This is a genomic window from Natrinema caseinilyticum (genome assembly GCF_024227435.1).
Lineage (GTDB): Archaea > Halobacteriota > Halobacteria > Halobacteriales > Natrialbaceae > Natrinema > Natrinema caseinilyticum.
In genome coordinates, this window is sequence record NZ_CP100445.1 from 1,486,094 (window position 1) to 1,500,970 (window position 14,877).

Here is a 14,877-nt window from a genome sequence, read left to right on the forward strand (position 1 = left end):
GAGCCGTGCGAGCCGCACCGATCGACGTGTCGTGGGACGTGCCGGGCGATCCGGCGATCAGCCGTCGAGCAGATCGCTCGCGAGGTCGGGAAAGACGTCGTGGGCGAAGTGGACCGCGAGGACGACGACGATCGGCCCGAGGAACAGTCCGTACCAGCCGAACGCGAGGGTGCCGAGGAAATAGCCGAGGAGGACCAGCCCCATGTGGACGCCGCTGCGCGCGGACAGGAACGATCGCGCGAAGAAGTCGGGAATCGTATCGACGACCACGAACGTGAGGACGAGAAACGCGATCGGATGCCAGAACGGCGTCGGCGTCGCCACCGCGAGTCCGAACAGAATCAGCCCGTAGGGGACGTACACGATCTTCATCCCGACGGCCGGTATGAGCGTCCCGATGCCGATGAGCAGCGAGAGCAACACCGGCGTTCCGACGACGGGGCCGCTCGAGGCCAGCACGTTGAGGCCGTAGTACGTGACGGCCGCGACGGTGGCTGCGACCAGAATAACCGCGAGGTTGCTAACGAAGACGGTCTCGAGGTCGTCGTCGACGGCGGTCGCGTACTCGACGATCCCCTGTCGGTCGTCGATACTGTCGTCGAACCACCGACGGAGCTTGTGGTCGTCTCGCAGGAGATAAAAGAGCATCGTGAGCATGAGGAAGAATCGAGCGAGGACCGAGAAGACGAAGCCGGCGGCAGCGGTCACCTGCTGGAGGGTGCTCGGGAGGCCCTGACGGACGACCGTCGCGACCGAGCCGCCGGAGCTGGATCGCAGCGATTCGATCAATCGACCCACATTTCCTTGGCGGGCCAGTCGCAGGTAGGGCTGGAAGAACGACCGATACGCGTGGAGGTCGCTCGCGGCGAGGAACTGATTGAGTTCCTGGAGGGCGACGAAGCCGGCGTACGCGACGACGGCGACCATGGGAAGAACGGCGAACAGAATCGTGGCCGTCGCCGTCACGTTCGGATACTCGATGTACTGATCGAGCCAGCGGTACAGCGGCCGCGTCGCGTAGTAGACGAAGATCGCAAAGAGGAGCGTTCCCACGTACCTGAAGAGCGCAAGTGCGATCAGCGCCGTAATGAGAACCCCGAGTGCGATCCAGACGAGGCGCACACCGTCGCGCCCACGGAAATCGCCCATACTCACTTCGATGGGTCTGAGGGGGAAAAGTGCCCGTCTTGAGAACTAATGCGCCGGTCGACAGTGACGACGAAATCGGCGTCGGCGAGGGACGTCGCAACCTCGAGCGTGGTCGCGGCCCGCCAGTCCGCTTGGAGCCTGGAGTTACGTGTGTCGGGCCGCCACGCTCGTCCGGAGCGCGACCTCGTACGTGTCGGACGATCGGTGTCCGACGTCGATCCCGACGACGGTCCGTGGGGACGGACTCGAGGCCTGCGGGGTGGACCTGCCAGCGGCCGGCGTGAGAGCACCGGCGACCGACTTCCGACCAGCAGACCGATTAACGGGATGCTCGTCACCGAAACCGACGAACGCGGGCCCCGACCCGGCGGCTCACGAACACGGTTTAGTTACTCGCCCCCGTCCGGACGGTATGACACGAACGGCCGTCATCGCCGGCGTCGGTCCCGGACTCGGTGCGTCGATCGCGCGAAGATTCGTCGCGGAAGGCTGTCGCGTCGGACTGTTCGCCCGCTCGGCCGACTACCTCGAGGAACTGGCGACCGAACTGGGCGAGGACGCGCTCGCGGTTCCGACGGACGTCACCGATCCCGAGCAGGTAGCGGCGGGATTCCGCGAGGTTCGAGACGCGTTCGGTCCCGTCGATGTCCTCGTCAACAACGCGAGCGGTGGCGCGTGGTCTGGCCTTCGGGACATTACGCCCGACGAGTTCGAACGCGCGTGGCGCGTCTCCGCCTACGGTGCGCTCCTGTGCTCGCGAGCGGCCGTCGACGACATGCTCGCGGACGACGGCGACGGCGGGACGATCATCTTCACCGGTGCGACGTCGTCGGTTCGCGGCCGCGGCGGCGCGCTGGGCTTTACCGGGGCCAAGTTTGCCGTCCGAGGGATGGCCGAATCCATGGCCAGGGAACTCGGGCCGGACGGGATTCACGTCGCCCACGTCGTCATCGACGGCCAGATCGAGACGCCGTCGGTTCGCGAGGCTCACCCAGACCGCGACAGCGAGGAGTACCTCGATCCGGACGCCATCGCCGACACGTACTGGCATCTCGTCACGCAGGACCGATCCGCGTGGACGCTCGAGGCGGACGTCCGGCCCCACGTCGAAGCGTTCTGACCGTTTCGCGAGCCGCGTGCCGTGTGGCCCTCGGGTTCCCACCGACGAACGGCACGCACCCGAACCACCGATCGGAGGCGACCGCCGTCCGGAACCGGACAGTTCGGTCGGACGAGGACTTATTTTTCTCGAGGGACAGTGGCCAATTATGACTCGTATCGCGTTGATCGCCCACGACGAGAAGAAGCCGGACCTCATCGAATTCGCACGGACGCACCAATCGCAACTGCGGGAATACGAACTGGTCGCAACCGGAACCACCGGAAAACGACTGCTCGAGGGAACGGACCTCGAGGTCGAACGCAAGGAGTCGGGCCCGCTCGGCGGGGATCTGATGATTGGCGCGGAGGTTGCGGCGGGAACCCTCGACGGAATCGTCTTCCTCCGTGATCCGCTCCGGGCCCAGCCCCACGAGCCCGATATCTCCGCGCTCCTTCGGATCTGTGACGTCCACGATACGGCGCTCGCGACGAATCTCGCCTCCGCGACGTTCCTCATCGAGGGGTTCGCCGAGTGAACCGGTTCGGCCGAACTGCCCCGCTCGTCAACCGCCTCGGGGTCACGCCCCGTGGCATCCGCCTCGACAACCTGTGAACGCGAGCGACGACCGGCGGACCGGCACACACCGGTCGAAGGGACCAGCCGTTTAATAGCGCGCGCTTCCCTTTCTGACGTATGACCATTTACGAGAGCGACCTCCCCGGCGTCGGAAAGAAGTTCGAGGTCGAACTCGAGGACGGCGAACGCCTCGTCATCGTGACCCACAACACCGGGAAACGGGAGGTGTTCCTGAAGCCGGACGCGGACGCCGACGGCGACAAGTTGTTCGACCTGTCGGATCGACTCGCCCGAACGGTCGGCACGATCCTCGAGGGCGCGTACTTCCAGCCGGTGCAGACCGAACAGGTCGAAACCATGCTCGGCGACGAGACGTACCTCGAGTGGTACGGCGTGACGGACGAATCCGATTTCGCGGGCCAGAGACTCGCAGAATCGAACATCCGCGAGCGAACCGGCGTCTCCATCGTCGCCATTCAGCGCGATGACGAACTGATCTCGCCGCCGACTCCGGAGACCGTCATCGAAGTCGGCGACACGCTGGTCGTGATCGGCGACCGCGAGGACTGCGCCGAGTTCGAGGAGTTGCTCGGTGACGGATACGAGGGAGAGTGATCTGAACGGATGCACTACGCACGGGGTGAGGGCTAGTGGCAACTGAAACCGCCCTCGTCGACGTCGGTCTCCTCTTTGCGGCGGTCGCGCTCGCCGGATTCCTCGCCGATCGAATCGATCAGTCGGTGATCCCGTTTTACATCGTCGTCGGGATGCTTCTCGGCTCGAACGTCCTCGGCGAACTACCCGCGCTCGCCGGCAGCGACGTCACCGTCGGCGGCGCGTCGATCGTCGTTCCCGAAATCACGGTCGGCGGCACCGACGTCCTGACGGCGCTCGGCGGACTCGCGCTTACGGACACCGACTTCGTCGTCGTCGGCGCTGAGATCGGGATCGTCCTGTTGCTGTTCTTTCTCGGCCTCGAGTTCAATCTCGACCGGCTCCTCGCGAGCAAGAATCGGATCGGGAAGGCGGGCACCGTCGATCTCGTCGTCAACTTCGGGATCGGACTCCTGGTCGGCTATCTCGTCTTCGGGGGCCTGCTGGCCGCCGTTCTGGTCGCCGGAATCGTCTACATCTCCTCGAGTGCGATCATCACCAAGTCGCTGATCGATCTCGGCTGGATCGCGAACGACGAGGCCGAGCCGCTGTTAGGGACGCTCGTCTACGAAGACCTGTTCATCGCGGTCTACCTCGCGATCGTTTCCGCGCTCGTTCTCGGCGGCGACGACCTCGGCGCGGCCGCTGGCGAGGTCGCGATCGCGGTCGGCTTCATCGTCGCGTTGCTCGGGCTCGTTACCGTCGGAAGCGGGTTCTTCCAGCGCGTTCTCGCGGGGGCCACCACCGAGTTCGTCGTCGTTCGATCCCTCGGGGTCACGATCCTCGTCGCCGGCATCGCGCTCGCGCTGGGCGTCAGCGAGGCCGTCGCCGCGTTCTTCGTCGGCATGGCCTTCTCGTCGACCGATCACGTCCACGACCTCGAGCGGTTGCTCGAGCCGCTCAGAGATGCGTTCGCCGCGATCTTCTTCTTCTGGATCGGGCTCGTCACGGACCCGGCGCTGTTCTCGCTGTCGGTTCTCGGGACCATCCTCGCGGCCGCGATCGTAACGACGCCGGCGAAGGCCGTTAGCGGCTACCTCGGCGGGCGAATTTACGATCTCGACACTCGCCGTTCGATCCGCGTCGGGCTCGGAATGACCACTCGCGGGGAATTCTCGCTGATTATCGCGAGTCTCGCGTTGTCGGGTGCCGGAACCGGTCTCGAGACGCCCGTTGCCGATCAGATCTACGCCTTCTCGGTCGGCTACGTCCTCGTCATGAGCGTTCTCGGGACGTCGCTCATGCAGCACTCGAGCCGAATCGAACCCGTCGCCGTTCCGCTGCTCGAAGGGCGATTCGGGGATTCGCCCCGGGCGTCCGACGATTGATACGGACTACTGTACGTCATTGCCGGTGCAACCGCAGGTCGGTCGCGGTTGCACCGGTACATCGGTACCGCAGACCGTGTGAGTCCCACGCTCGACCGGAAGGGATAGCTTCAACCCGTTCGAGCCCTCTGTCACGTCTATGCCACGGGCGGTCGTCTTCGATCTCGATTACACTCTCGCCGTCCCTCGACGCGATCGGGCGACCATACTCGCGGAGGCCACGGCCGTCACGGGAGCGCCGACGCTCACGCGCGACGAGTATCTCGCCGCTCATCGCCGGAACCTCACCACCGAAACGCGCGAGCCGATCTTCGCCGACCTGCTCGCCGGAAGCGACGCCGATCCGGCCGCCGTCGCGACGGCGTACCGGGAAACGATCGCCGACGATCTCGAGCCGGTTACGGGCGTCGAAGCCATGCTTTCGGAGATCCGTGGGGACTACCGGGTCGGCCTGCTGACGAACGGCCCCGTCCGGGCTCAGAGGGACAAACTCGAGACGCTGGGGTGGGAAGACGCCTTCGACGCCGCGCTGGTCACCGGCGAACTCGAGGCCGGAAAACCCGATCCGCGCGCGTTCGAGGCGATCGTCGGCGAACTCGACGTCGCACCCGCCGACGCGGTCTACGTCGGTGACGAGGTCGAGGCCGACGTTGTGGGCGCGACCGGAGCCGGTCTGCATGCGGTGCAGGTTCTGCTCGAAGACGGGCCTGGGCCGGACCCGCGCGCGATCGACCACCTGGAACAAACGGAGCTCGCGACCGCACTGCCCGAGATCGTCGCCGCACTCGAGTGAGCGGCGTCCGCCGTCGACGCGAGCGATCGCGACCGAACCCTCGACCCGACGGCGTTCCTATTCTGACGGTGTTCCTATCCTGACGGCGACTGATCCGACGAGTCGGTGTCGGCGAGTCGACGACTCACGACTTGCAATACGTCGGTCGCCCGCTTGACTTCCGCCCCGCTTTCGACGAAAACGAGCGTGCGCGGCGGCGTCGACGCCTTCGGACGCACCCGGAGGCCGACGTCGGGTGCTGTCGCAGCCGCCACGTCCCGTCCTGCCTCGAACTCGAGGTGGACCCGGTCCTCGTGGATGAACACGCGGGCGATACGGTCGCCACTCCGGACGACGTCGTAGGCGCGAGCGCCGTCGACGGCCGGTTCGACGTCTCGATCGGCGTTTGCCACCGCGAAGTACTCGAGTTCGCCGTCCGATCGACCGTCGATCTCGCTCGCGAGGAGTTCGGCGATCCGGCGACCGTCGGTGATTCGATCCTCGACCATACCCGTCGTCGGCACGCCTGGGATTAACCGTCTTCGGCTTCGAGGATGGCCGCTCGAGCGATCGGCACGAGGTCCCCGACCGCGATCCCCTCGCGGCGAGCGTAGACGACGGCAGCGGCCTCGATCGTCAGCCCGAGGTCCCGCTGGAGGGAGTTGATCGCGCCGACCGCCTCGTGTTTCTCCATCCCGTCCGCGACCAGCGAATCGAGGACGCGTTCGAACGCCGACCGCTCTCGAAGGAGGTCTTCGTCGGGGACGAACGTCTCCGGCACCGTCGTCTCCGTCGGGTCGAACGTGACCGTGAGACCGTCGTCGTCGCGTACGAGCAGCCCTTCCTGGGTCGCGACGTCGATCAGCCGCTTCGACTGGTCGGGAGAGAACCAGTCTCGGTCGAGCGAGAGGGCGACGACGAACTCGTTTTCCTCGAGGCGACGGGTTCCGTTCTGGATGAACGGGGCGGCAACCGCGACGCGAAGGCTCATCGGAGACGACTCTCTCGAGGGGTGAAATAACGATGACGGTTCCGTCCGACTGGCGGGAGACGACGGCCGGACGCGGTCGATCAGTCCGAGGCACGGCCACCGCCGTTCCGATCGGCTCGGGACGGCGGTGGGAACTCCGTTGGGGTCGGATCGGGCGTTTCGGGGAGGACACAGCGGTCGGGTTCGCGGTTGACGTGGCGGTACTGATCCGGTGCGTTCGCGAGCGGGTGAGCGGGGTTCTGGTCGCTGTCGATGCGGGCGGCGCGCACCTCGTTGAATCCGTTGAGACGGGCCTGGATCCCGCGCCAGTGATACCGTGTCGCGGTCGGGACCGAAACCGGACGGGGCGATTTGCCGTCGGGGTGTTGCGTCGCCAGAATCGCGTTGTTGACGTTGCTGGCGAGCGCGTCGTGGTCGATGAGGACGCCGACGGAGGCGTCTGTCGGCGCGCGCGCAGCGAGGACGTCCAGACCGAGGTGCAACGCTCGATACTCGGCGACGTTGTTATCCGGTGGCGTATCTGCGGTCGAAACGCGTGCGACACGGGTGCCATCGCGCGTCTCGATTACGGCACCCAACCCGCCGCCCGAGTCCCTGAAAGACCCATCGGTGGCGACGTAGAAATCACGATGATGAGTCCGAGGGGGATGGGCGATATGGGGTGTGGGCGACTCGTCGAACAGATCTCGCAGTGCGGGCCGGCCGTGGGCGGCCATGTAAGGAAGTAGGCCAGTCGCGCACTTAAGTATATCGTCCGTGATAACAAATAACAATAATGAGCGAGGAACCGATCCGTTCACCACTATAGTGTTCCATAGTCGTTCACGGGAAATAAAACGTTCCTCGATCGAACCAAAGCGGTACGTCTCCCCGCTATTAGGGCTGAAAATTCCACATTCGGGCGCGCTTCGAAATCGATCGTTCGCTCGACGGATTCGGCCCCAATCTGTGTTGGCGGTAGGTGTAATACCACGGGATACGTGGAGGCAATATGAACGAGACGAACGCCAGTCGGATGGAAGCAGCTTGCTCCCTTCTCGCGAAATCCGAGCGGCGGTTTCTCCTGTACCAGCTCGTCGACGACCGACGGGCGAACCTGGAGGACCTCGTCACCCAGGTCGCAGTCTGGGAACTCGACATCCACAGGACGGCGATCGACAAAGAGACCAGACAGCGCGTCTACGTCTCGTTGGTCCACAACCACCTACCGCGACTCGCCGATTACGACATCATCGACTACGATCTGCGAAGCGGCGACGTCGTCCTCGCGGACGGGTTCGAAGACGTCAAACCCCTGCTCGAGCAGTTCAGGCAGACCGAAGACGAGCCCGAAATCCGCGAACTGCCACCGCTCTGAGAGGAGTTCGACGTCGGGAGTTCGAAACCGAAACCGCCGACCACGGACTGCGTCGTTCTCGGCTGGCCACTCTCGTCGCCCCTACTCCGTTCTCGTCGCCCCTACTCCGTTCTCGTCGCCCCTACCCTATCGAGGAGCTCACCGTTGGACGGCTCCCTGGTTCGAGCCGGATCGACGGTCGTAGGAGTTCCGTACTGGAACACCGATCGTGAGCCGGTATCGAAACGCGTCACTGATTCCGTCGCTCGCTCCGCTGTGGACGCCGCGTTCGCCGCATCGGTGCCGAACGTCCGTCTTTCTCGCCGGTTCCGCGTGGGGCCCGCAGGCACTCACTGCGCGACGAGGCACGACCCAGCGGTCTGCGCCGTCGGTCCCCGGTCGTCTCGAGGAGACGGACGGAGTGATTCCGGATGGCCGTCGGCCCGTGCTCGAACTCGGCCGTGCCCGTAAGAACTAATTACCGGGCTTTCGGTCCGTCAAACGGCAGAACACGACGGCTGCGCCAGCGTCGATTACGACCGGCACTCGTCGATCCGACGGCGCGGTCCGTGCGCGTCGCGGGCCTCCCGGTCGGTGACGCCCTCGAGCCGACTGCGAGGATCGTCCCCCAGCCATCGGCGCGCCGGTCACCCGCTCACTCGGCGGGGGCGCAATCGGGTGTCTCGTCTACTTCGACTGCTCGAGCGCCGGGTGCCGCGGAGCGCACACCGATTTCGTCCGTCGCACTGATCGGGACCGCCGCGGTCGGCTGGCGCTCCCGGCGACGGAGCCGACCGTCGGATTCGAACCCGCTCCGAACCCGCTACCCGCTCTGAGGGGGTTTCCACTCTTCGAGCGACCCGCGATTCGGCCCCGTTCCTCGGGAAACTCGCACGAGGGAGCGATCGAGCGGAGACGGGGCGGTCACCGACGATGCGCGTGACCGACGTACAAGGCGAGGAGATGTCCGACAACCAGGCAGAGGAACAGAACGCCGTCGACGGACGACGACAATCCGGTCGCGAGCAGCGGAAAGTACAGGATCGGCATGGCGATCGCGGACCAGAACCCGGCCGCGCGAATCGTCGTCGCGAGCCGCGGCGCCGCTCGCTCGAGTACCCCGTGCTGGCTATTGCGACGATCTCTGGGCGGGCTCGAACTGCCTGATCGCTGGCCGGAGATGGAGGGTGGTTTTGCCATCGGAGGTCCGTTTGCCGAATCCTTCGCGACAGCGACCCAAATACCGGCCCGACCGTTTCGGACGGTTATCACGGATTCAACGGAATCCGGTCGCCTGAACGATTCATTTACAGTGAAAAGATCCTGTTCCGTTCGCGGAACGGCGACGGTACTGTCCAGCGACCACGAGAATGAGTAGCATACCGATGCCGAACATCGGTGACGGACCGAGTCGCGAAGACGCCGCCAGGCCCGCGAAACGCGTTATTCGTCTCGGCCGTCGACGCCGGTACCGAGGTCGAACTCACCGCCGGACGTCGCGGGTGGTGACTCGAGAACCACGGTTTCCCCTGCGGTCATCGAATCGCCGATATCGACCGCGACGTCCGCCACTTCGACCGACTTCGGAAAGAGGAGATCCACGCGACTGCCGAACGCGATGTGGCCGATGCGGTCGCCGCGTTCGACGTCGTCATCGCGTTCGACGTACGGATGGATGCGCCGGGCGAACGCACCGGCGATCAGCGTCACCGCTGCGTCGGGCGCCGGTTCGGTCGGCGAGGCACCTCGCGTGGTGCTATCGGTATGGTCCTCGTCCGATTCCTCGCCGTCGACCGCGCTTGCGTTCGACTTCCCGTCCGAGACCGACACCGCCCCCCCATCGCCGTCGGCCGGGAGGTTCGATGACTCGGTCGCAAAGCGGACGTGGACTCGCTCGTTGCGGTCGGACTCCTTCGAGAAGGCGGGCCGATTCGCCCCAGAAACGTGCTCGACGTCGGTGATGCGTCCCGCGAACGGCGAACGGACGACGTGAACGTGCCAGACGTTCATGAAAACGCCGAGCCGAACCCGATCGCCTTCCTCGCGGAGAACGGAAACGGTTCCATCGGCCGGTGAGACGACACCGGTCGGCGGGGGAGAACGGTCGGGGTCGCGGAAAAACGCGAGCGTTCCGACGCCGATCGCGAGCGCCACGAGACTCGCCGTGACGCTGATGAGGAGTGCAAACGGGGCGGCGAGCAGGGGGAGGACGGCGTACTTCCACCCCCCCGGCGCGATGTTCATGGACCGACTGAGGGAATCGAATCGTATGGCCGTTACGATCGGAAAGCCCTCACGGATCGATACCTCCGAGACAGCGACGCTTCGAGGCTATCGCAGCGGCTTCTGACTCGACGAGGTGTGCCAATCACACCCTGCCAAGCGTCGATACGTACTGGATTACGGCGGTAACGGACGCGACCCGGTGTCGCTAGGCGGTCACAAACGAAATCCGTGTCACGGCGGATCGAATATTCTGCGGCTACAACCGTCCCACCGCGTCCTCGTTCCATTTCGAAGGAAAATCCACGTTTCCGAAGAGTAGGCCGTCTCGAGAAGGTGTTTTATCGAACCTGGTGGTGGTAACATATTGTTGATACTCGAGAATAACAATATGCTGTTCCGTGGCGCAAGCGGTCGCCTGCCATGAAACGACGAACGTATCTCAGCGCCGCCATCGCGACCGCTCTCGCCGGGTGTTCGAGTTCCGAAGAATCGGGTAACGAGGGGCCGAACGACGAGCAAGAGGGATCGGACAAAAACGGGGAATCAATCGCGTTCGACGACTTCGAAAATCTCGAGGCGTGGTCCGCGCCGCTCGGAACGCTTTCTGCGGACGAGTCGCGAACGTACGCGGGATCGCAATCGGCGAAACTCGAGTCGGGTTCCGACAACCAGTTCAGGATCGTTCGAGAGCTGTCCGAACCGACAGATCTCTCCGGAATGCGTCCCAGCCTGGCGATGTCGACGGAACACGAGGCGGACGTGGTCGTCCAGTTGCTCGACGACGACGAAAATCGAATGGTCTTCAGACAGCAGGTTCACAGCGGAACGCCGCTCGTACAGACCAATTTCGGCGTCGCCACGGTCGACGGTGACCCCGACCTGAGCGCGATACGCGAGGTACAACTCCTCCGTTGGACCGGCGACGACGACAAGGGTGCGGTGTGGGTCGACGACCTGCGATTCGTCTCGGCGCCGGATACTGGCAAGGTCATGCTCCAGTTCGACGGTGGCTACGAAAGCGACTACACGCACGCACTCCCCGTCCTTCGGGAACACGACTATCCGGCCGTCTCGTTTATCACACCGAGCCGGATTCGCGACGACGAACGCGCTACGGGCGACCACCTCCTCCGCGGACAACTCGACGAACTCGCCGACGCCGGCTGGACGATCGCGAGCCACTCGATGCACGGGCTCGATCTCACCAGTCTGTCGGGTCGCGACCCGGAGGCGGAGATTCTCGACGCGAAGGAGTGGCTCGAAGAGGAGGGATTCGAGGACGGAGCGCAGTATTTCGCCTACCCACTGGGAATGTACAACGGAGACACGCTGGAACTCGTCTCGGAGCATCACGATCTCGCGTTCGCCGGGCTCTATCCGTCCCAGGGGATCGCGACGAACCCGCACCTCTGCTCGCGGGTCAGCGGTCCGGACGCCGGTGCCGCAAAATCCATGCTCGATCTGACCGCCGAGGTGGGCGGCATCACGTCGCTGGCCTTCGGCCGACTCGACGAGGGATCCCGATCCACGCTGGCTGAGGTGATCGGTCACCTGAGCGAACTCGAGTCCGCGGGCGATCTCGAGGTCATCGGGCCGTCGGACATGGTCGAATCGTACGTTCGCTGACTCGTCGGATTCGATTCTCGAGTCGACGGATTACTCGCAGCCGTCGACGAGGAGACGCCGAAGGCGGAGCGATGGTACCGGATGGCGCTCGTCGTGCTTGTCGTGGCGTTTCCGGTGCTGGCCGTGACGTTTCTGGTGCTGGTCGTGGCGTTTTCGGTGCTTGATCGGTGTGATCGTACCGCTCGCGCTGGTCGGTGTGTCGCGCCGCCCGTACTGGGCGGATGCCGGTGGCAGAAAACCGCGTCGCCGACCGCCGTCAGTCCCAGAACGCCTGAGTCCGGGCGTACTCGCGTTCTTTCGTGAGAATATCCCGGTAAAAGTCGTCTTCGTTCTCCCGAAGTTTGTTGATGATCCGCGCGGCGTTGTGTGGCCCGACGCCGCGGGCCGCCATCGCGATCACGGCCTGCTTGCCGTGGCTCTGGACGAGGCTCGCGCTGCGAAACGCGCGTTCGGTCATCGTCCGTTGGTCGTCGTCTTTCTCCTGTGCGCGGACCGCCTGTACGACCTCGTCGGCCCACGGGTTCAGCGATGCGATGCGGGTCGACCCACACTCCGGACACTCCGGCTGATCGGGAACCCGCTTGACCACCGTCTTCACCTTCCAGTCCTCGCAGTGCGTACAGAGCAGGATGACGCGATCGTTCCGAATTCGCTCCCGGACCGTCTTGATGACGCTCGCGTCGGCGTTCTCCGGTGCGAGCAACTCCTGGCCCGACGAGCGACCACCGGCGCCGACCGGCGTGCGACCGCGGTGCGTGACGAGTTCCAGATCGCCAGCCTGTACCGATTCGAGGATCGCGCCGGCGCGCTCGACGTCTAAATCCTCGTGGAACACCTCACGGATCGCCTCCTCGTACATGGGAGTTTCCTCGAGCGCCGACAGCAATCGGTCGTTCGAGATGCGGCCCGATCCCTGCCCCTGCCAGCGCTTGAGCGCGCCGAATTTCGCAGACACCTGCGCGAGTCGGAAGGCGAGTGCGTCCGAGCGCTTGAGTCCGAGTTCGACGATCGCCTCGACGTGGTCGGGATCGGTCTCCTCGACGACCTCGATCACGTCGCTGGTCGCGATCGAGTTCGGAACCTCGAGTTCGATCCGATAGGGATCGGTCTCGAGGCCGACCGAGGAACCGGCTCGCTGACCCAGTAGCGCAGAGAGGATTCGACCGAGCGTCTCGTTGGCCGTGTGACCGAACGGGGCGTTCAAGACGATCGTTCGGCCCTGGCGCTCTACGACGAGCCGATCGGCCGTCGGCATCGGCGCGTCGGCGTCGACCTGCCGTTCGAGTTGGGTACACGCTTCCGTGAGCGTGTGCTCGTCGGCCGGGTACCGGCGTGTGAGGTCGCGACCGACCACGGCGGCGTCGGCGCCGGCGGTGAGCTGCGGTTCCGCGACGGCCCGTATGTCGCCGACTTCGCCCGCGACTGCGGCGGGGACGGGTATCTCCTGGCCGATCCAGGAGGGGACCTCGCCGGCGGGGTCCTCGATCGGGCTGACTTTGACCCGGCCCTCGTCGTCGTCGATCTCGGCGATCCGCCACATTTCGCCGCGCTGGATGAACACCTCACCGGGCTGGGCGAAGTTGACGACGAACCGTTCGTCGAGCGTTCCGATCTGACTCCCCGAGGCGATGTCGTGGACCTCGTACGTCTCCTCGTCGGGGATCATCGAGAGGTTCGCGTAGACGTACTGCCAGGTGCCGCCCGTGGTTTCGACGCGGTCTTCCCCCTCGTCGAACCAGACGACCCGGTTCCGGTGGAGTTCCGAGAGTATCTCGCGGACGGTCGCCGCGGGAACGTTTCGGAACGGGTACGCACGCGTGACGGTTTCGATAGCGTCGTCGACGGGCGTGTCACCGCGGCTCTGAACGATGGCCGGCAGCTGGTTCGCGACCACGTCCAGGCTCCCCTCGTGAATGGCCGCCGGTTCGACCTCGCCGTCGCGGGCGCGGCGGGCGATCGCCAGCGCCTCGAACGTGTCGTCGGGGCGCGTCGTCACGATCGTCCCGCTCGAGACCTCGTCCTGGCGGTGGCCCGCGCGACCGATCCGCTGGAGGAGCCGCGTGACCTGGCGGGGACTCTTGTACTGGACCACGTGATCGACCTGTCCGACGTCTATTCCGAGCTCCATAGACGACGTACACAGCAGCCCGTCCAGCTCGCCGTCTTTGAACCGATCCTCGACGTCGATCCGGGCCTCCTTCGAGAGCGACCCGTGATGGACGCCGATCGGCGCGTCGAGTTCCGTGAATCGCGATCCCAGCGCCTCGGCGGTCTGACGGGTGTTGACGAAAATCAGCGTCGACTCGTGGTCGTCGACCAGATCCCGGATCAACCGCACGTGGCTGGCCGTGTCGGGTTCGGTCATGAGTTCGCCGGCCAGGCGCTCGTCCGCGTCGGTGACCTCGGGCTCGCGGACCGTCACGTCGACGTTGCTTCCCACGTCGATTTCGCGGATCTCGCAGGGGCGTCCGCCCGTGAGGAACCGCCCGACTTCCGACGGGTCGCCGACGGTCGCCGAGAGCCCGACCCGCTGAAACGGCCCGGACAGATCGCGGAGTCGCTCGAGGCCGATCGCCAACTGCGCGCCTCGTTTCGACGCCGCGAGTTCGTGGACTTCGTCGACTACCACGTGCGAGACGTCCGCGAGCGCCTCCCGAAGCCGGTCGCCGGTGAGCATCGCCTGCAGCGTCTCGGGCGTCGTGATCAGGACGTCCGGCGGATTCTCGGCCTGTTTCCCGCGCTGATACCGAGTCGTGTCGCCGTGGCGGACGTCGACCGTGAGATCGAGGTAGTCGCCCCACCACTCGAGGCGATCGCGCATGTCGCGGTTGAGCGCCCGCAGCGGGGTGACGTAGAGCGCGCCGAACCCCGCCGGCGGGCCGTCGTCGTCGATCAGGTGATCGAAAACGGGTAACATCGCCGTCTCGGTCTTGCCGCTCCCGGTGGGCGCGATCACGAGCGTGTTCTCCCCGGCCGACAGCGGCGGAATCGCCAGTCGCTGCGGTGCCGTCGGCCGCGAAAAGCCGCGTTCGGAGAGCGCCCCGCGAACCGTCGCGCCGAGGTGCGTAAAGGCCGCGACGTCACCCTCTGTCATCGACCGGTCGTACGGGCGAACGG

Annotated in this window: 14 protein-coding genes; 7 read left to right on the forward strand and 7 right to left on the reverse strand. The window is 65.4% G+C overall.

The window, feature by feature from the left end; genetic code table 11:
* Nucleotides 1-57: 57 nt before the first annotated feature.
* Nucleotides 58-1,149: an AI-2E family transporter gene (locus tag NJT13_RS07280; protein WP_254524904.1), complete on the reverse strand. Its 1,092-nt coding sequence runs from the start codon at nucleotides 1,147-1,149 to the stop codon at nucleotides 58-60.
* A gap of 412 nt (nucleotides 1,150-1,561) precedes the next feature.
* Here NJT13_RS07280 and NJT13_RS07285 point away from each other — a divergent pair, with 412 nt between their 5' ends.
* From NJT13_RS07285 to NJT13_RS07305, 5 genes are all read left to right on the forward strand, one after another.
* Entirely contained in the window at nucleotides 1,562-2,269 is a 708-nt protein-coding gene (locus NJT13_RS07285) for an SDR family NAD(P)-dependent oxidoreductase (protein ID WP_254524905.1), read from the forward strand.
* A gap of 148 nt (nucleotides 2,270-2,417) precedes the next feature.
* On the forward strand, nucleotides 2,418-2,786 hold the full coding sequence (locus tag NJT13_RS07290) for a methylglyoxal synthase (protein ID WP_254524906.1): 369 nt from the start codon (nucleotides 2,418-2,420) through the stop codon (nucleotides 2,784-2,786).
* A gap of 158 nt (nucleotides 2,787-2,944) precedes the next feature.
* Entirely contained in the window at nucleotides 2,945-3,442 is a 498-nt protein-coding gene (locus tag NJT13_RS07295; protein ID WP_254524907.1) for a cation:proton antiporter regulatory subunit, read from the forward strand.
* A gap of 35 nt (nucleotides 3,443-3,477) precedes the next feature.
* On the forward strand, nucleotides 3,478-4,809 hold the full coding sequence (locus NJT13_RS07300) for a cation:proton antiporter (protein WP_254524908.1): 1,332 nt from the start codon (nucleotides 3,478-3,480) through the stop codon (nucleotides 4,807-4,809).
* A gap of 139 nt (nucleotides 4,810-4,948) precedes the next feature.
* Nucleotides 4,949-5,602, forward strand: coding sequence for an HAD family hydrolase (locus NJT13_RS07305; RefSeq protein ID WP_254524909.1), 654 nt, complete (start codon nucleotides 4,949-4,951; stop codon nucleotides 5,600-5,602).
* A gap of 74 nt (nucleotides 5,603-5,676) precedes the next feature.
* On the opposite strand, the gene NJT13_RS07310 is transcribed toward NJT13_RS07305, so the two are convergent.
* From NJT13_RS07310 to NJT13_RS07320, 3 genes are all read right to left on the reverse strand, one after another.
* Complete coding sequence (locus NJT13_RS07310) at nucleotides 5,677-6,090, reverse strand: DUF7993 family protein (RefSeq protein ID WP_254524910.1); 414 nt, start codon at nucleotides 6,088-6,090, stop codon at nucleotides 5,677-5,679.
* 23 nt (nucleotides 6,091-6,113) lie between these two features.
* Nucleotides 6,114-6,572 (reverse strand): DUF2240 family protein, encoded by a 459-nt coding sequence (locus NJT13_RS07315; RefSeq protein WP_254524911.1) that lies wholly within the window; start codon nucleotides 6,570-6,572, stop codon nucleotides 6,114-6,116.
* An 80-nt stretch (nucleotides 6,573-6,652) separates the two neighbouring features.
* Nucleotides 6,653-7,288, reverse strand: a complete 636-nt coding sequence (locus NJT13_RS07320) for a ribonuclease H family protein (protein ID WP_254524912.1) — start codon at nucleotides 7,286-7,288, stop codon at nucleotides 6,653-6,655.
* Nucleotides 7,289-7,563: 275 nt separating this feature from the next.
* Here NJT13_RS07320 and NJT13_RS07325 point away from each other — a divergent pair, with 275 nt between their 5' ends.
* Nucleotides 7,564-7,929, forward strand: a complete 366-nt coding sequence (locus NJT13_RS07325) for a DUF7344 domain-containing protein (RefSeq protein WP_254524913.1) — start codon at nucleotides 7,564-7,566, stop codon at nucleotides 7,927-7,929.
* A gap of 903 nt (nucleotides 7,930-8,832) precedes the next feature.
* On the opposite strand, the gene NJT13_RS07330 is transcribed toward NJT13_RS07325, so the two are convergent.
* The gene (locus tag NJT13_RS07330) at nucleotides 8,833-9,108 is read right to left on the reverse strand and encodes a DUF8028 family protein (RefSeq protein ID WP_254524914.1); all 276 of its coding nucleotides are present in this window, start codon (nucleotides 9,106-9,108) and stop codon (nucleotides 8,833-8,835) included.
* A 243-nt stretch (nucleotides 9,109-9,351) separates the two neighbouring features.
* Complete coding sequence (locus NJT13_RS07335) at nucleotides 9,352-10,152, reverse strand: protein sorting system archaetidylserine decarboxylase (RefSeq protein WP_254524915.1); 801 nt, start codon at nucleotides 10,150-10,152, stop codon at nucleotides 9,352-9,354.
* Between the two features lie 402 nt (nucleotides 10,153-10,554).
* On the opposite strand from NJT13_RS07335, the gene NJT13_RS07340 reads away from it, so the two are divergent.
* Entirely contained in the window at nucleotides 10,555-11,760 is a 1,206-nt protein-coding gene (locus NJT13_RS07340) for a polysaccharide deacetylase family protein (protein ID WP_254524916.1), read from the forward strand.
* A gap of 256 nt (nucleotides 11,761-12,016) precedes the next feature.
* On the opposite strand, the gene NJT13_RS07345 is transcribed toward NJT13_RS07340, so the two are convergent.
* Nucleotides 12,017-14,854, reverse strand: a complete 2,838-nt coding sequence (locus tag NJT13_RS07345; RefSeq protein WP_254524917.1) for a DEAD/DEAH box helicase — start codon at nucleotides 14,852-14,854, stop codon at nucleotides 12,017-12,019.
* Between the last annotated feature and the right edge of the window lie 23 nt (nucleotides 14,855-14,877).

Coding starts and splice junctions, on each gene's coding strand:
- NJT13_RS07280 (WP_254524904.1), bottom strand. CDS start 1,149: ATGGGCGATTTCCGTGGGCGCGACGGTGTGCGCCTCGTCTGGATCGCA.
- NJT13_RS07285 (WP_254524905.1), top strand. CDS start 1,562: ATGACACGAACGGCCGTCATCGCCGGCGTCGGTCCCGGACTCGGTGCG.
- NJT13_RS07290 (WP_254524906.1), top strand. CDS start 2,418: ATGACTCGTATCGCGTTGATCGCCCACGACGAGAAGAAGCCGGACCTC.
- NJT13_RS07295 (WP_254524907.1), top strand. CDS start 2,945: ATGACCATTTACGAGAGCGACCTCCCCGGCGTCGGAAAGAAGTTCGAG.
- NJT13_RS07305 (WP_254524909.1), top strand. CDS start 4,949: ATGCCACGGGCGGTCGTCTTCGATCTCGATTACACTCTCGCCGTCCCT.
- NJT13_RS07310 (WP_254524910.1), bottom strand. CDS start 6,090: ATGGTCGAGGATCGAATCACCGACGGTCGCCGGATCGCCGAACTCCTC.
- NJT13_RS07315 (WP_254524911.1), bottom strand. CDS start 6,572: ATGAGCCTTCGCGTCGCGGTTGCCGCCCCGTTCATCCAGAACGGAACC.
- NJT13_RS07320 (WP_254524912.1), bottom strand. CDS start 7,288: ATGGCCGCCCACGGCCGGCCCGCACTGCGAGATCTGTTCGACGAGTCG.
- NJT13_RS07325 (WP_254524913.1), top strand. CDS start 7,564: ATGAACGAGACGAACGCCAGTCGGATGGAAGCAGCTTGCTCCCTTCTC.
- NJT13_RS07330 (WP_254524914.1), bottom strand. CDS start 9,108: ATGGCAAAACCACCCTCCATCTCCGGCCAGCGATCAGGCAGTTCGAGC.
- NJT13_RS07335 (WP_254524915.1), bottom strand. CDS start 10,152: ATGAACATCGCGCCGGGGGGGTGGAAGTACGCCGTCCTCCCCCTGCTC.
- NJT13_RS07340 (WP_254524916.1), top strand. CDS start 10,555: ATGAAACGACGAACGTATCTCAGCGCCGCCATCGCGACCGCTCTCGCC.
- NJT13_RS07345 (WP_254524917.1), bottom strand. CDS start 14,854: ATGACAGAGGGTGACGTCGCGGCCTTTACGCACCTCGGCGCGACGGTT.